The sequence below is a fragment of the Luteithermobacter gelatinilyticus genome, assembly GCF_005849285.1.
Classification (GTDB): Bacteria; Pseudomonadota; Alphaproteobacteria; order Sphingomonadales; family Emcibacteraceae; genus Luteithermobacter; species Luteithermobacter gelatinilyticus.
In genome coordinates this window covers 2,103,343-2,118,888 of the sequence record NZ_CP040517.1, presented here as the reverse complement: position 1 = coordinate 2,118,888, position 15,546 = coordinate 2,103,343, and the positions used below count along the sequence as shown (strand labels likewise).

The window sequence follows — 15,546 nt, the reverse complement described above, 5'->3', positions numbered from 1 at the left end:
GTTCAAGTCAAGACGTAATTTTAGGCTTTTTTGTGTTTGTCCGGCCGGAAGGGCCTAGGAGACCTGATCCTAATATTTTATGTAAATATTAATATAACTGTTTATTGCCATAAGTGTTTTTTTAACAAGTTTGTCGCAGAATACTCCCCTGACTTGTAAACTGATGAGGCCACTTATGGGTAGTGAACGAAAAGTCGGCAGGGGAGTCTCTGGCAAACAGCACCTCTTTTCCGCACTGTATCGGTCGAGACTCGAACGGGCGTGCCGTTTGAATACAGGCCGCCTTGGCAGGATGTGGCGACGGCTGCGGACTGATTGTAGCGGCATGTCCGGGGTGATCATGGCGGCAACTCTGATCCCTATTGTGGCGGTCATCGGGGTCGCCACGGACGTCAGTCGGGCTTATATTGTCAAACAGCGTCTCGGTACTGCACTTGATGCGGCGGCTTTGGCCGGCGGGCGCAGCTATTACGAAACCAACCGCCATGACATTATCGAGAAGTTTTTTGTGGCCAATTTCCCCGATGGGTTCATGGGAGCCTCGGTGAGCGGCCCGGATGAGGTGGCGGCGGACGGTACGGTGCTGCCGGATGATCATGTCTACACGGCTGATGACACCATCTTGCGGCTGAGGGCAAGTGCGGAGTTTAATACCCTGTTCATGCAGCTTTTCGGTCATGACAGCATGCGGGTGTCAGAAGAGGCCGAGGTGACCCGCGAAGTTTCGCTGATGGATGTGGTGTTGGCCATTGACTTGTCGGGGTCCATGCGGACAGCTGATGTCGGCAGTGAAACCCGAATTGGGGCGGCCAAAAACGCGGCGAAGACCATGGTCGAAATCTTGTTCGGGGAGAACGAGCAAAACACGCTGCTGAACATTGGACTTGTGCCGTGGTCAGGCACCGTAAATGTGGCGCTAAATGGCACAAAATACGGTTTTGAGTCAGATGGGGTGACTGAACTGGCGGAAGCCGACAAATATACAACAGTGGCGTTGAGCCCTGCTGTGAACAACCCCTATAAAATTGAAAATTACCGCTTTGACAAAGGGTATTTTCAGAACAAAAATGGCGGCAGCCGAAACAGCAGTGACCTGTCCGGGAAATATTATGAGGTCCTGCAGAATTATGAGGCCACCCTGGATAAGGTGTATTATGCCCATAATGCGCCGTCTGTGCCGTTGCTGGCGAAACCGCCCAAAGGCTGGAAAGGCTGTGTCTATGCCCGTTATGCCCGTGAGGAAGAATGGGATTATGACGAATATCCGGCCAACAACAATTCCACGGCCAATGACAATTCCGCCGATACCTATGATGGTCCGGTAGACCTTGGGGGCAGCAAGCCGAACTGGGTGGGCTGGTACCCGATGGGCGAAGAGTTGGAATATAATCGTTATGCGCCGAAAGATGACCCGGATGATGAAGATGAGCCAAAATATTATGACGGCTATCGCTGTCACTTGGGGCGGCTGAACAACCGCACTGAGAAATGTACGCCCTGCCCGGAATTCGGAATTACGCCGTTACAGAACACCAAGACAACCATCTGGAATGCCATTGACGAGCTGGATGCGTTGAGCGGATCTTATACCAATATTCCCCAGGGACTTGCCTGGGCCTGGCGGACCATCAGCGCTGCTGCGCCGTTCTTGGGGACTGTGGTGGACAGCACGACGACTTTGAACAAGGTGGTGATCCTGCTTACCGACGGGGCAAACACCCGCCGTTCGGGGGATGCCTATAACCGGATGATTACTGGTCGCGATGACCGACTGAAGGCGATAGCGACCAATATGAAACAGCAAGGGATCATCATCTACACCATCCAGTTTGCCGAAAGCAGTGGTTCTCTGGGCGATCTGCTCAAGGCGGTGGCTACGGACGAGGATCATTATTTCTTTGCGCCGGATGAAGATTCCCTGAATGATGTTTTTCGGGAAATCGCCAATGAGCTGTCGAATCTGCGTCTGTCTAAATAATTCTGAATAATTGAGGGGTTCTGACCCTATAATCAGATGTTTTTCCTGATCTTGCAGGCATAAAATTCTCACCGGCGTCGCCTTATGGTGACGCCTTTTTAATTTCTTTTCCTGAAAGATCAGGGTAGTCTCATGGCGCAAAACAATGGTTCAAAAAAGCAAAAAAGGGTGAGGTAACAGTCTCTTGCACTATCCGGATCTTCCCGAAAAAACGGAGGTGGTCTGGCTGGAAACGGCCGATCATATCTCTCTCAGAACGGCTCGTTTTCCTGCCCGGTCCCCTGAACGTGGTCAACTGGTGATTGTGAACGGCCACCGCGAATATATGGAAAAATACGCGGAATTCATTACCGAATGGCAGGAATGCGGTTTTACGGTCTACAGCATGGACCATCGGGGGCAGGGATTGTCTAGTCGCCTGCTGGAGGATCGCAGGAAAAGTTATATCAGAACGTTTGATGATTATATCGCGGACCTGCACCGGATGATTGACCATTTTGGTCTGGTAAAAAATATGGGCGAGGGGAAAACAGTATCGTCAGGCGGGGCGCAGTATATATTGGGGCATTCCATGGGGGGGCATATTGCGTTGCGGTATCTTTACGACCATCCGGGGGTTTTTGATAAGGCGGTTTTGCTCTCACCAATGATGGGCATTAATCTGGGGCCACCCTTCTTTTCGTCCCTGTCCAGGGGGCTGGTTCGTCTGGCGATGCGGTTGGGATTCGACGCGGTTTATGCCCCCGGTCAGGGGGCCAAAAACAGGGAGGTTCTGAAACTTCTGGTCAATACGCTCCTGACCCATGATGCCCGGCGGTATGACGAAGAGCGCCGGATTCTGGAACGTTGTCCCGATCTTTATTCCGGCGGGGCCACGTTTGGCTGGCTTGATGCGGCGTTGAAAAGCCTGGAGACGGTTTGGCAGCCGGGATATGCAGAATCCATCCAGACCCCGCTCCTGGCCCTGTTGGCGCAACAGGAAAAACTGGTGGACAACAAAGCCGCGCGCCGTCTTTTGTCGCGCTTGCCCAATGCGGAAATACATATAGTGAAAGGCGCCTATCATGAAATTTACCGGGAAACGGCGCCGCTGCGCCAGGTGATGTGGGATCATTTGCGGCAGTTCCTTGATCTCTGATGGTTTCTGGCGCGGCAGCTATCGCATTCGGTCCTCGTCTGATGTCATGTCATGTCGAAGCCGATGCCTATGTTAGGCATATTTTAAGGACTTGTTCCTAGAGTGAATCATCAGATTGTTCAATACTGACAACGGAAGCAAAAGCAGGTTTCATGGCTGTTTTATCAGAAAAAGAAGTTGAAAAGCTGCATGAAGGGGAAGCGCTGGATGAGGCGCGTGATGTGGCGGGAAGTCTTGAAATCCGGATCAATCAGGTCCTGTGTGGCGAACTCAAGGGGGAGGAGGCAAGGAACCTTCTGGCGCAGGATGCGTCCAATCTGCGCCTTAAAGTCAAGGTTGTCAAACTGCCGGGTCTGTCTTCCATCTGTCAGCGTCTGGATGATTATCTGTGGAATATTGACGATATAACCGATCAGAATGTGCGCGATATTCAGCAGTTTGCTGATAAGATCCTCGGTCTGCTCGACGGGCCGACCGAACCCAAAATAGATGTGGCCGCAGAAATCAGGAATCTGCCGCATCACACCACTTTTGATGTGAGTGAAGTCAAGAAAATTGACAAGGAAGTCACTCTGGTCCTGCCGCAGAAGTCCGCGGCACGACTGGTGGGGCGGGAGCTTACCGAATGCGGTTACCGCGTCACAACTGTACTGGACTCCCTTGAGGCGTTTGAGATTATTCTGGAATCTCGCCCGGATCTGGTGATTACCACGGCAGTCATGCCCCGGCTGTCGGGTATTGATCTTGCCTGTGCTCTGAAAGCCATGCCGACAACCCGGGATGTGGCCGTCGCATTGCTGACCAGTATGGATCTCAATCATCCGGATCTTCGGGCCCTGCCCATGACGGTGGGAATCATCCGCCGGGGAGAAAATTTCGGGGCTGACCTTGCCGAAGTCCTGCAGCGTTTCGGCATCACCTGAAAAACCACATAAAATTATTGTATAAATATTTCAGAGGTATAAAACCGGCTTCCGGGAAAGAATTTTTAATCGTTGCCGCAAAAACAACAAGTTTTCTTGTTGTGATGGTGTGAGGAAGGGGGGAAGACCTATGATCGGATGAAAGGTGAATTTATGTTAGCGGCACGTTTATTTCTGTTTTCCGGTATGGCGGTTATTCTCGGTTTTTCAAACTTGTCACTAGCCACTCCGAAGTCAGAATATATGGCATTGATTGAAAAAGCGGATCAGCAACTTGTATTGCAGCGCTACGAGGATGCCGTTGAGCTGTATCAGAAAGCCATGGATCATGCTGAGGCCCCTAAGGAAAAGGTGTATGTCCATTACAAGCTGGGGATGGTTTATAAAAACCTGAATAATCGTCTGAAAGCCCGGCAGCATTTTGAAGACGGGATTTCCGTTCTTGAACGGGAAAAGGGCGATAAAAGCATGCGTTTTCATTTACAGCAGGCGCTTCTGGAGACATTGGAATAGGTTTTCTTACAGGGGATGTCCCTTCCTGGCTCATCCGAACTGAGCCAAGGCTAGAACGACCAGCAGGATGGCCGCGAGCATAAGTGTTCCTTTGACGCCATGTCGCATGTTCAGGGGCAGGCGTTCCGTAATATCCTGACTGTAGAAGACGGCACAGAGGACCAGCAGCGCCGGCAATGCGGCCTCTTCCCGTGCGAGAAGATCGACACTGCTGCCCAGCACGGCGATATAGGCCGGATAAAATGCCGCTGCTCCAAAAGGAAACACCTGCCTGTAAAGACCAGCGGCCATATACCCACCGAGTGCGGCTGCGATGATCATGGCACTGGTCCAGATCGCGACATGACCAAAACTCCAGCTCACGGCCAGAAGCCCTAATGCGAAGCCCAGCAAATTGCGGGAAATATCCAGACCGTTTTCCCAGTCCTTTTCCATCTTGAAAAACAATCCGGTGCCCAGAATGGTCAAAACAGCCAGGTCCCGATATTCCGCCAGAGTGAGCGGATATTGCTCCGTATGGCCGACCATCCAGAAAACGGTGATGACGGGAAACGCCGTCTTTATCAGAGAGGAGAGCAGGGGAAAGCGGGGGAAACGATCCTGAAGCAACCCATATCCGGCCGCGACCAGAGTGAGAAAAAAAAGTTTTTCAAACGTCTGAGCAGGCGGCAGCGCCGGCAAGCCGAAATGAATCAGGAACCCCGTGAGAAACGCAATACTGACCGCCACGCTGGCCAGCGCATGGCCCAACCCTTCTCCGGCAAAAAAGCGGATCAGAGCAAGCCCGGCCAGACTCAGGCAAAAGGGCAGCAAAAGCGCGGAGATATAAATTTTACTGAAATCCACCATTTTCTTTTTATCCCCTCCGTTCGGGTTTTCCGGGTGCCCTGACGATAACCCCCGAGTTCTTGCAGCAAAAGTAATGGCGGAATTCGAATCACCCGGCAAGAAAAAACGCATCTCGGACCGTTGAGGCTTCTTTCAGACGCTGGTTTGGAGAAAATATATCCCGAACTTCTGGTGTGATCTTTATGTGTCCACACCAACACAGCATGAGCTATCTCTATGGGAAATATAATTTTTTCAGGATTATAGAGGTGGTGCAAAAATACAACACTGTGACATGTATGTTACGCTAAGTCGTTGGAAAATAAATACCTTTTTGTCCTTGATTTTAGGAAGGGTCTTCCTAAATATAGAGAAGAGCGTTGTTCTTGGTGTAGGAATACACGCTTGAGCCCTACGTGGGCGTTTCCTCCCTAAACTTGGGCCACCCTTTATGGGTGGTCTTTTTTTTATGGAACAGCAAGTTCCGCTGGGGGAGGCGGGACGGACAGAGTATCCGGCCCGGGAAATAGGCTGCTGGAGCGGCCGGTGAGGTAATAGACCACAAGTCCCAGCCATTCATGGGCCACATCATCAAAATCATTCAGGTTGGCCGCCACGGCGAATTTGGGAAAGGTTGCATACTGCAGATCGGTTTTGAAATCCACGGGATATGGTCTGACCCTGAGCCCCGCTGCATGGAAGGCGCCTACGGCGCGCGGCATGTGATTGGCGCTGGTCACCAGAATCCAGGTGCCGCTCTTGTCCAGGCCTTGCGTACGTATCAGCTCCCGGCTTTCTGTGGCATTGGTATAGGTATTATAGGAGCGGTTTTCAAAATAAACCTTTTTCAGGTCGAGGCCCACATCCTCAAACACCCGTCGGGCCACATCATTTTCTGTCCATTCGCCCTTTTTTCCGGTGCCGCCGCTATGGATAAGGGGCAATTGCGGGAACAGCCGGGCCATTTTCACCCCGCCGATCAGCCGCTCGGCTCGCCCCGTAAGGGCAGGCTGGTCATGAACGGTACTAAGAGAGGGGCGTTCGGTGCCAGCCAGAACAAGGATGCCGGCATAATCGCCCCGGGGCAGGTCCCGGAAGGCGGCAAAACGGTTCTCCAATGGAATGGCCAGCCATTTGCCCAGCGGGGTGATGCCGACCAGTATCAGGCAGCTCAGGGGCACGAGACTAAGCCAAAACCCCCATTTTCTGTATCCCCGCCACAATAGGCAGGTTCCGACCAACGCCAGAAGAACAAGAGAATTGCTGGGCTGTAGTAACGCCCAAATGCCTCGTGATATGATATTCCCCCATTCCATCCGTTATCCTGTTCAGTTAATTTTGTGATAGGTTTTGTACCAATGGACGAATTTGGGGATGCCTTCGGTGATCTTGGTTTTGGGGGCAAAGCCCAGATCATTGCGAATGGCGGTAATGTCAGCGGCGGTTTCTTTTACGTCGCCGGGTTGCATCGGCAGAAGGTCTTTTTCCGCTTTCCGGCCCAGCGCGTCTTCCAGTACGGCAATCATGTCCAGAAGGTTTTCGGTATTGTTGTTGCCAATATTATAGACCCGGTGCGGGGCGCTGGAGCCTGGTGTATGCCGGGTGCCGTCATCCCTGGGGGGATTGTCCATGCAGCGGATGACGCCATCCACAATGTCGTCGATATAGGTAAAGTCCCGGCGCATGTCGCCATAATTGAAGACAGGGATCGGCTGGCCGGCGAGAATCTTTTCGGTAAAAATCCACATGGCCATGTCCGGACGCCCCCACGGACCGTAGACGGTAAAGAATCTGAGCCCCGTTTGTGGCAGGCGAAACAGGTGGGAATAACTCTGGCTCATCAATTCATCGGCCTTTTTGGTCGCGGCATAAAGCGAGACGGGATTGTCCACCCGGTCATCGACGGAAAACGGCATGTTGGTGTTGCCACCATAGACCGAGGAGGAGGAGGCGTAGACCAGATGATCGAACCCGTCCAGATGACGGCAATATTCCATGATGTTGAGATGTCCGACCAGGTTGCTCCGGGCATAAGCAAAAGGATTGGTGAGCGAATATCTCACGCCGGCCTGCGCGCCCAGATGCACCACATGAGTGATGGTATAGTGATCCAGCGCCTCTTTCAGGGCCTCGAAGTCGGAAAAATCCAGTTTTTCGAAGGTAAATCCCTTGTCCTGCTCCAGTTCTGCAAGCCGGGCCCTTTTCAGCGCCACGGAATAATAATCATTGAGATTGTCAATGCCGACAACCTGTTCGTCCCGCTGCAGCAAAGTACGGGAAACATGAAAACCGATAAAACCGGCAGCCCCGGTTACGACAATGGCCATGAAATACCTCTGCAATATTGACTAAACATCACTCACTTTTAGGGGTTATAGCCGATCCTTGTTGCCAAATCTTTAAAAAATGGGCCGAAACCGGGAATATAACAAAAAATAAAAAACGGGATTGCAACTTCAGATGAATTTGCTATGTTCGCGTCACTTTCCGCGCCACCGGCGCAGCGACCTTGTTAGAATGGGGTGTAGCCAAGTGGTAAGGCAGCGGTTTTTGGTACCGCCATGCGCAGGTTCGAATCCTGCCACCCCAGCCATCTTTATCCCATTGTATTTTCCCCTATTTATTCGTTGACGATAATGAGATGCCGCACCCCTCATATGGCAGGGGTCGTGATGACGGCCTCATTTTGTCGTCATCGCGAGCGGAAACGATGCCATCCATTCTGGAGCCGGAATACCCCCGGCCCCAAAACGGAAGGGGTGGGGGGAGAGGGACGGCGCGAAATCAGAAATCCGGGAAAGTATTGACCTTCTATGCCGTTATGCAAGAATGCTGAGGAAATGTTTGAGGCATAAAAGGACGCAAAATCAACAATGACCCCCACCAATCAGGAGCACATGGAGAAACGTTACTGGCTTATTCGGGCGAAACTGCGGGTGCCCCGACAGCAGGTTTCCCTGGTGCCCCGCCCCCATTTGCTGTCGCTTTTGGATGAGGCGCTGGGGCGGGGGCTGGCGTTGGTGGTGGCCCCGGCCGGATTTGGCAAAACAACCCTCTTGGCGCAATGGCGGGAAAGCCTGTTGGCCCGGGGGACAAAGGTGGGCTGGATCACACTGGATGAAGGGGATGCGGACGTCCATCAGCTCATTGTCTATATGATTTTTGCCCTTGCCGAAGCCGGTCTGGAAATGGGAGCTTTGGAAAAAGTGGCGGAGCAGGGGGATATTGCCCCTCGGGTGGCGCTTGCCTCGATTCTGGAATGTATTGCAAAGGCAGACAGCAAAATTGTTCTGGTTCTGGACGATTATCATCGTCTGGACTATGAGCCGGTGGATCATTTTATTGATGACCTGATTGCCGGATGTCCGCCGAATTTCACTTTGGTGATCAACAGCCGTAACCGGCCGGCGTTGAACTTGCCCCATTATATGGCCGCGGGTCAGGCGCGGGAAATCGGCCCGGAACAGTTGCGATTCTCACGAGAGGAAACCCGGGCCGCTGTGGATGCGGCCATTGATGATGCGGCCCTGGATATCCTGTTTGACCGCACGGAAGGCTGGGCGGTTGCGGTGCAGCTGGCGCGGCTGGTGGTGCGCGGCGATTACAACGGGGCCGGCGGTATTGGAAAGTTTCACGGCCACAGTTCCCATATCGCCACTTATCTTACCGACCAGGTTGTGGGGAATCTCTCGGACGATATTCAGGATTTTTTAATCAAAACGTCGATCCTGGAACGCTTCAATGCGCCGCTGGCTGACGCCATTCGGGAAAGTAACGACAGCTGGGACATTCTCAAACGGCTGGAGCCCCTGCATGCGCTGCTGGTGCCGCTTGAAGATGCTTCGGAATGGTTTCGTTATCACCATCTGTTTGCCGAATGCCTTGAGGATCTGCTGCGGCGAAGATGTTCCGGGGCAGAGGTTAACGCCCTGCACTCCCGGGCATCTTTGTGGTTTGAGCAGGAAGGATATGTGAGTGAAGCGGTGCGCCATGCCCGTCTGGCCGGTGATCTTGACCGCTGTGCGCATTTGATTGAGGAAGCGGGCGGCTGGGAACTGATCCTGTTTGGTGGCATTGGCTATTTGCGCAACCTGCTGCGCAATATTCCGGAACGTGACTTGCCCCGCTTCCCGAGAATCCAGATTGCACGGTCCTATCTGGCGCTCAAAGACGGGGAAATCCGACTGGCCCGGGCCTATCTCGATGCGGCGGAAAACAATCCACTCGGTCCGGATGCTCAGATGGTGGACAGACCGGGGTTCGGGCGTGACCTGCTGAATATACGATTGTTGATGGAAAGTTATGAAGACCGTCTGAATCACCCGGACTGGCCCCGGCATTATAAGGCGCTTGAGGCGCGCATCAGCCCCGCCGACGGGGTGACCTTGGGGGTGCTTCACTGCATTGGCGCCATGCATTATCTGGCCAACGGCGCTTTTAATGAGGCAGATGCGGCCTGCCGGGAAGCCATGCGGTCCATGCGGATGGCCAACAGTGTGCTGGGGCTGAATTACGCGTATCTGCATGCGGGCCTAAGCGCTTTTTATCAGGGGCGGTTTCAATTGGCCGAAGCCAGTTTTTGGGAAGCCTACCGTTTGGCTGAAGATAATTTCGGGGCGGATAGCGGCCTAAAATTTCTGGCCAGTATCCTATTGAGCGCATTGTTTTTTTGGCGTGGTGGGCTCGCGGATGAGGCGCGCCAGGCCCGGCTTTCGGCAGCATTCGATTATGTGGAAAAATATGATGGATGGCTGGATATTTATGCCACGGTTCTGGATATTCATTCCTTCAGCAAAATCGGCGATCAGCACCCTTCCATTTGCCATGATGCCATTTCCCGCTGTGCCCGTATTGCGGAAGAGCGGGGCATTGTCCGCTTGCCCTCGCTGGTGGAGGCCCATTTATTACTCACTGGCGGCGAAGACAGGGATGATAAGGAACTGATGCGGCTTGCCCATCGTCTGGAGCGTCAGTTTCCGGTCGGATGCTGGAAGAAAGAGTCTTTTGCCTGGCGGGGCTATCAGGTGGCCGGGCAGGCCCTGGCCTTTTATTACGAGCCTCATGACCGGGCCAGGGCGATTGTTATTGCCGGCGACCTTGTTGAGTGTTGCCGGGGGATCGGGGCGCGTTTCCATCTTATCCAAGCGCTTATCCTACGGGCGATCCTGTTGGACCGGGCCGGGGATCGTGCTGGCGGGCTTACAGATATTTTGGCGGCGCTGGAGATGGCGGCGCCGGAAAAAATCAGTCAGCCTTTTCTGGTGCATCGTTCCATTCAACCCTTGTTGCGGGCGGCGCAAAAACATGGCCGGGCAGAGGTTGTGGACATGCTGACCCAAAGTTTTATTGGCGAGTGTCTGGAGGCCTTAAAGGCCAGAAATGGCTGTGTTTCCGGGGGAGAGGTGGAGATGTTCAGCCCTCGTGAAATTGAAGTTCTGGAAGAGCTGTCCCAAAATCTGTCCAATAAGGAAATTGCCCGGGCGCTGGATATGACCGAACATACGGTGAAGTTCCATCTGAAAAATATTTATAAGAAACTTGGCGTGGAACGCCGCGCCCAGGCCATCGCCAAAATCCGCTCAAGAAATATTGTTATCTGACCCTATCCCTTTGCGGGGGGTGGCCTACCCGTTCCGAGCCGCCGCCTATCCCTTTAAAACGATAAGCTACCCTTCCTGCAGATTGCGTCGATATTGTGTCGAACAGATAATGGTTCGCACATGTTCGGCACATGTCACAAACAAAAAACTTTAACTATGGACCCCATTATTCCAAGGGAGGTGTAAATGTCTCGACTTCGCCATATGCTCAGCGCCACATCGCTGATTGCGATAAGTGCTGCCCAGGGCCCTGTCTGGGCGCTGGAAGCGGATGAAAATACGGAAATAACCATTGAGGAAATCACCGTGACGGCCCGGAAACGGGCGGAAAGCATCCAGGATGCCCCGATTTCCGTGACGGCGTTTAATGCCCAGGCGATTGAAGACGCCGGAATCAGGGAGACGGCGGATTTTATTCAGCTTACCTCGAACATCACGCTGGCGGAATCGCAGAGTATCAGCACCTCGTTCCTGACCATTCGTGGCCTGACCCAGGTCCGTAACGGGGAAATTCCGGTTGCTGTGGTCATCGACGGGGTGTTGCAGTTTAACAATCGTCAGTTCGTCCAGCAGCTTTTTGACGTGGCGCAGATCGAGGTGGTCAAAGGACCACAGGGTGCGCTTTATGGCCGCAATGCAGCTGGCGGCGCCATTATCATCAACACCAAGGAACCCTCAAACGAAACGGAAGGTTATCTGAAATTTGGGTATGGTAAGGGGGATGAAGTAACCACGGAAGGTTCCGTCAGCACCCCGATCATTGAAGATGAGCTTTATGTGCGCCTGTCGGGCCGGATGGTGAACCGGGATGGTTATTTCACAAACATCACTCGCGATGCACCGGATGATCCTTTCTTTGACCGGGCGCTGCGTGGTCGTGTGGCTTGGCGTCCCAATGATACCCTTTCCGTGGATTTTAATGCCAACTATTCCAAACATGACGGGCGGGGCATTGGCTTCCAGTTCGGTGCGGCCAGTGCCGATGACACCAGCCTGCCGTTCCGGGCCAATAATGAGGATCTGGGTGAGCGGGAAACGTTCGGCGCTTCTTTGAAAATTGAAAAGGATTTCGAGATTGGCACGTTGCTGTCCGTCACTTCCTATGACAAGATCAACACGCTGACCCGGGCCGACCAGTTCCCCTATACCGAACTGGCCAATGGCGTGGATGATAATGTGCCGTTTGGGGATGGCACCCAGTCCCAGTATACAGATATTGAAGGGTGGAGTCAGGAACTTCGCCTGACGTCACCTTCCGATCAGCGCTTGCGCTGGCAGGTGGGGGCCTATTTTCTGAGTTGGGATCGTTTTATTTCCTCCACCGTCGGGTTGGACACCGGAGACGGTATCCGCCGGGTAACCCGAACACCGTTCTTTAATGTGGCGGACAATCCGACGGTTTCCTTCTTTGCTGATGATAATGACAATACCGCTTGGGCATTGTTTTTCCAGTTGAACTACGACATTCTGGATAATCTGGAATTGTCCGTCGCAGGGCGTTATGACGAAGAAAAGCGTGATCAGTCCGTTTCGCCCCAGAATACGGGTGGAGTGCCCGGTGCGCAGAACTCTGAAACCTTTAACCATTTCTCCCCCAAAGTCACCCTCAGTTATGCTGCTACGGAGGACATTAACCTTTACGGAACATACGGGGAAGGTTTCCGCAGTGGTCAGTTCAACCAGAATGGCACCCGCGATGCAGCCGAAGCCGCGGGAATTGCCGGCGTGGATGACGTCGTGGATCAGGAAGTGTCCAAATCCTGGGAAGTGGGTGCCAAGGCCACCCTGCTTGACAACCGTCTGCGGCTGAATCTGGCTTATTTTGATACCTCGCTGAGTGGGCAACAGTATTTTGTCTTTATCGGCGGGATTGGCGCGCAGGTGCTGATCAATATTGACGATGTGGATATCAGGGGGGTTGAGGCTGAGGCTGTCTTCCGCGCGGCGGAAGGGTTGGACCTTTATGCGTCTTATGGATACACGGACAGCGAAATCAAGGCCTATACCACCGATCCGCAATTTGTCGGCAACAAGGCCCCTTATACGCCGGATATGACCTTTAACACCGGTTTTCAGTGGAACGTCGGCATCTCAAGCACCCTGAATCTTATTACCCGGGTGGACTATGAACGGCGCGGCAAGCAGTTCTGGTCGCCGGACAACATCTTCCCGCGCTCGGCGCTGGATCTGGTAAATGCCCGCGTTGCACTGGAAGATGCGGCGGGGCGGTGGACCCTGGCCGGGTCGGTGAATAACTTGACCGATGAACGGTATAATTCGGAATTTGTTATTCCAGCCTTCTCCCACAAGGCCAATCCCCGGGTGTGGCGTGTGGATTTCAGATACAACTTCTGATCCGTGAGGGGCGGGCACCCCTGACAGGTGCCTGCCCTAACCCCGTAATGAATCCCGGAAAACAGCGCCGGGACGTGGTTTGGCACCGCCATTGGTGGCGGCACAACAATCAGGATGAAAAAAATGAGCAATCTTTATCGCGCAGCCAGTGATGTTGGCGGTACATTTACTGATCTGGTGTATTACGATCTTGATCCCGCAACAGGAAAATGCGGCGAGGTAAAAACCGCCAAGGCGGACACAACCCCGCCGAATTTTGAAGCCGGGGTGATGAATGCCATGGCCAAGGTTGGGCTTAGTGCCGGTGATTTGGCTTTTTTTGCCCATGGCTCAACGGTGGTGATCAATGCGCTGACCGAAAAGAAAGGGGTCAAAACAGCACTCATTACCACTAAGGGATTCAGGGACGTTCTGGAAATCGCCCGTGGCAACCGCCCGGACCTGTTTAACTTTAATTTCCGCAAACCCAAACCCTTTGTGGAGCGGTATCTGCGTACGGAACTGGATGAGCGGGTGAGCTATAAGGGGGAAATTCAGAAAGAGGTTGATTTGACACCGCTGCCGGAGCTGGTGAAATTCTTCAAGGCGGAAGGGGTCGAGGCCATCGCCGTATGTTTTCTGCATGCCTATATCAATGCGGAAAATGAACGGAAGGTTGTGGCAGGGCTAAAGGAATTGTGGCCGGAAGTATCTGTGCTCGCGTCCCATGAAATCAGTCGTGAGTGGCGGGAATATGAGCGGACCAACACCACGGTTTTGTCGGCTTATGTACATCCCATCGCCAAAAAATATATTGAATCCCTGGAAGAAAAACTGGCCGCCGGAGGATTTAAGGAAAAGCCCTATATGATGCAATCCAATGGCGGCATCGCCACGGTGGAGGCGGCCAAGGCCAACCCCATCACCATGGTGGAATCCGGACCTGCCAGCGGCATTTTCGCGGCCGCCTATCTGGGCCGGGCAATTGGTGAGGAAAACCTGATTGTTCTGGATATCGGGGGGACGACGGCGAAATGCACCCTGATTGAGGGCGGCGAGGTCAAGGTTACCACGGAATATTATATTGAAAAGGACCGGAAAAACCCCGGCTATCCGATTCAGACCCCGGTTTCCGAAATTGTTGAAATCGGTAATGGCGGCGGATCAATCGCGTGGGTGGATGAAGGCGGGAAACTCCATGTGGGGCCGCAGTCGGCCGGAGCCATGCCAGGCCCGGCGGCTTATGGCAAGGGGGGCACCAAGCCCACCACCACGGATGCCAATCTGGTTCTGGGCCGGATTGATCCGGCTAGTTTTGTAGGCGGGGAAGTGGAACCCGACTGGGATGCTGTTGCGGCTGCTTTCGCCCCGCTTGAAAAGGAACTGGGGATGAACCGGCAGGAACTGGCGCGGGGAATTGTGCGCATCGCCAATGCCAATATGACCAATGCGCTGCGGCTGGTCTCCACCAACAAGGGACACGATCCGCGTGATTTTGCCCTGATCGCCTTTGGCGGAGGTGGGGCAATGCATGCCGTCGCCCTGGCAGAAGAATTAAAGGTGCCGCGCGTGATCGTACCGGTGAATTCTTCTGTGTTTTCTGCTTGGGGCATGTTGCTGACCGATCTCAGACGTGATTATCTGCAAACCAAACCCTTATCGGTTGAAGCGGGAAATGCCGCCACGATCGCCGCAACTTTTGCCGCCATGACTGCCCAATCCCATCAGGATTATCAGGCCGACGGAGTGAAGGTCGCAGAGGCGGAGATAGCATTTGAATATTTTGCCGACATGCGTTACCGCGGGCAGGAACATACGGTCAAGGTGCCGTTTCCGTTGCGCGAGGACGGCGGTCCGGACATTGACGCGGCAATCGCGCGGTTCCACGCGGCCCATGAAAAACGTTTTACCTATCGGCTGGACACCGGCGTGCAGATTGTCAATTTCCATCTGGTCGCCAAGGTGGAGGTGCCGAAACCGGAACTTGCGAAAAAACCGGTCACCGGTCGGGCACTGGAAGAAACCATTCTGCATACCCGCAAGGTCGATTTTGATCAGCACGGACTCCATGAGGCCCTGATCTATGACGGGCTGAAGCTGGAACCGGGCATGGAGTTGTATGGTCCGGCTGTTGTACAGGAACCATCGGTCACGCTGGTGGTCTCCCCCGGTCATCGGGTTACCATTGATGATTATGGGAATTACCACGTCGAGATAAGGGCGGAGGACTGA

10 protein-coding genes and 1 tRNA gene are annotated in these 15,546 nt (G+C 53.5%); 8 read left to right on the top strand and 3 right to left on the bottom strand.

Going from position 1 to position 15,546, the window contains the following annotated elements:
* Positions 1-340: 340 nt before the first annotated feature.
* From FE788_RS09565 to FE788_RS09550, 4 genes are all read left to right on the top strand, one after another.
* Positions 341-1,978, top strand: a complete 1,638-nt coding sequence (locus tag FE788_RS09565) for a vWA domain-containing protein (RefSeq protein WP_168190359.1) — start codon at positions 341-343, stop codon at positions 1,976-1,978.
* 184 nt (positions 1,979-2,162) lie between these two features.
* Positions 2,163-3,116: an alpha/beta fold hydrolase gene (locus FE788_RS09560; protein WP_138380423.1), complete on the top strand. Its 954-nt coding sequence runs from the start codon at positions 2,163-2,165 to the stop codon at positions 3,114-3,116.
* A gap of 152 nt (positions 3,117-3,268) precedes the next feature.
* Positions 3,269-4,039 carry a response regulator gene (locus tag FE788_RS09555; RefSeq protein ID WP_138380422.1) on the top strand — a complete coding sequence of 257 codons (771 nt, stop codon included), beginning with the start codon at positions 3,269-3,271 and terminating at the stop codon, positions 4,037-4,039.
* 243 nt (positions 4,040-4,282) lie between these two features.
* Positions 4,283-4,552, top strand: coding sequence for a tetratricopeptide repeat protein (locus tag FE788_RS09550; protein WP_138380421.1), 270 nt, complete (start codon positions 4,283-4,285; stop codon positions 4,550-4,552).
* A gap of 30 nt (positions 4,553-4,582) precedes the next feature.
* On the opposite strand, the gene FE788_RS09545 is transcribed toward FE788_RS09550, so the two are convergent.
* The 3 genes from FE788_RS09545 to FE788_RS09535 all read right to left on the bottom strand — a co-directional run bounded on the left by FE788_RS09545 (position 4,583) and on the right by FE788_RS09535 (position 7,707).
* The gene (locus tag FE788_RS09545) at positions 4,583-5,401 is read right to left on the bottom strand and encodes a hypothetical protein (RefSeq protein ID WP_138380420.1); all 819 of its coding nucleotides are present in this window, start codon (positions 5,399-5,401) and stop codon (positions 4,583-4,585) included.
* 446 nt (positions 5,402-5,847) lie between these two features.
* Positions 5,848-6,696, bottom strand: coding sequence for a YdcF family protein (locus FE788_RS09540; RefSeq protein ID WP_138380419.1), 849 nt, complete (start codon positions 6,694-6,696; stop codon positions 5,848-5,850).
* Between the two features lie 12 nt (positions 6,697-6,708).
* Positions 6,709-7,707, bottom strand: coding sequence for an NAD-dependent epimerase/dehydratase family protein (locus FE788_RS09535; protein ID WP_138380418.1), 999 nt, complete (start codon positions 7,705-7,707; stop codon positions 6,709-6,711).
* Positions 7,708-7,898: 191 nt separating this feature from the next.
* Between FE788_RS09535 and FE788_RS09530 the strand changes: the two genes are divergently transcribed.
* The 4 genes from FE788_RS09530 (at position 7,899) to FE788_RS09515 (ending at position 15,546) form a co-directional block, all read left to right on the top strand.
* A tRNA-Gln gene (locus FE788_RS09530) sits at positions 7,899-7,973 on the top strand.
* Between the two features lie 280 nt (positions 7,974-8,253).
* Complete coding sequence (locus FE788_RS09525; RefSeq protein WP_138380417.1) at positions 8,254-10,980, top strand: winged helix-turn-helix domain-containing protein; 2,727 nt, start codon at positions 8,254-8,256, stop codon at positions 10,978-10,980.
* A 186-nt stretch (positions 10,981-11,166) separates the two neighbouring features.
* On the top strand, positions 11,167-13,335 hold the full coding sequence (locus FE788_RS09520) for a TonB-dependent receptor (RefSeq protein WP_138380416.1): 2,169 nt from the start codon (positions 11,167-11,169) through the stop codon (positions 13,333-13,335).
* A 123-nt stretch (positions 13,336-13,458) separates the two neighbouring features.
* Positions 13,459-15,546, top strand: a complete 2,088-nt coding sequence (locus tag FE788_RS09515; protein WP_138380415.1) for a hydantoinase/oxoprolinase family protein — start codon at positions 13,459-13,461, stop codon at positions 15,544-15,546.

Excerpts from the sequence above, each read along its gene's own strand:
- FE788_RS09545 (WP_138380420.1), bottom strand. The coding sequence starts at position 5,401 with ATGGTGGATTTCAGTAAAATTTATATCTCCGCGCTTTTGCTGCCCTTT.
- FE788_RS09535 (WP_138380418.1), bottom strand. The coding sequence starts at position 7,707 with ATGGCCATTGTCGTAACCGGGGCTGCCGGTTTTATCGGTTTTCATGTT.
- FE788_RS09525 (WP_138380417.1), top strand. The coding sequence starts at position 8,254 with ATGACCCCCACCAATCAGGAGCACATGGAGAAACGTTACTGGCTTATT.
- FE788_RS09565 (WP_168190359.1), top strand. The coding sequence starts at position 341 with ATGGCGGCAACTCTGATCCCTATTGTGGCGGTCATCGGGGTCGCCACG.
- FE788_RS09515 (WP_138380415.1), top strand. The coding sequence starts at position 13,459 with ATGAGCAATCTTTATCGCGCAGCCAGTGATGTTGGCGGTACATTTACT.
- FE788_RS09550 (WP_138380421.1), top strand. The coding sequence starts at position 4,283 with ATGGCATTGATTGAAAAAGCGGATCAGCAACTTGTATTGCAGCGCTAC.
- FE788_RS09555 (WP_138380422.1), top strand. The coding sequence starts at position 3,269 with ATGGCTGTTTTATCAGAAAAAGAAGTTGAAAAGCTGCATGAAGGGGAA.
- FE788_RS09540 (WP_138380419.1), bottom strand. The coding sequence starts at position 6,696 with ATGGAATGGGGGAATATCATATCACGAGGCATTTGGGCGTTACTACAG.
- FE788_RS09520 (WP_138380416.1), top strand. The coding sequence starts at position 11,167 with ATGTCTCGACTTCGCCATATGCTCAGCGCCACATCGCTGATTGCGATA.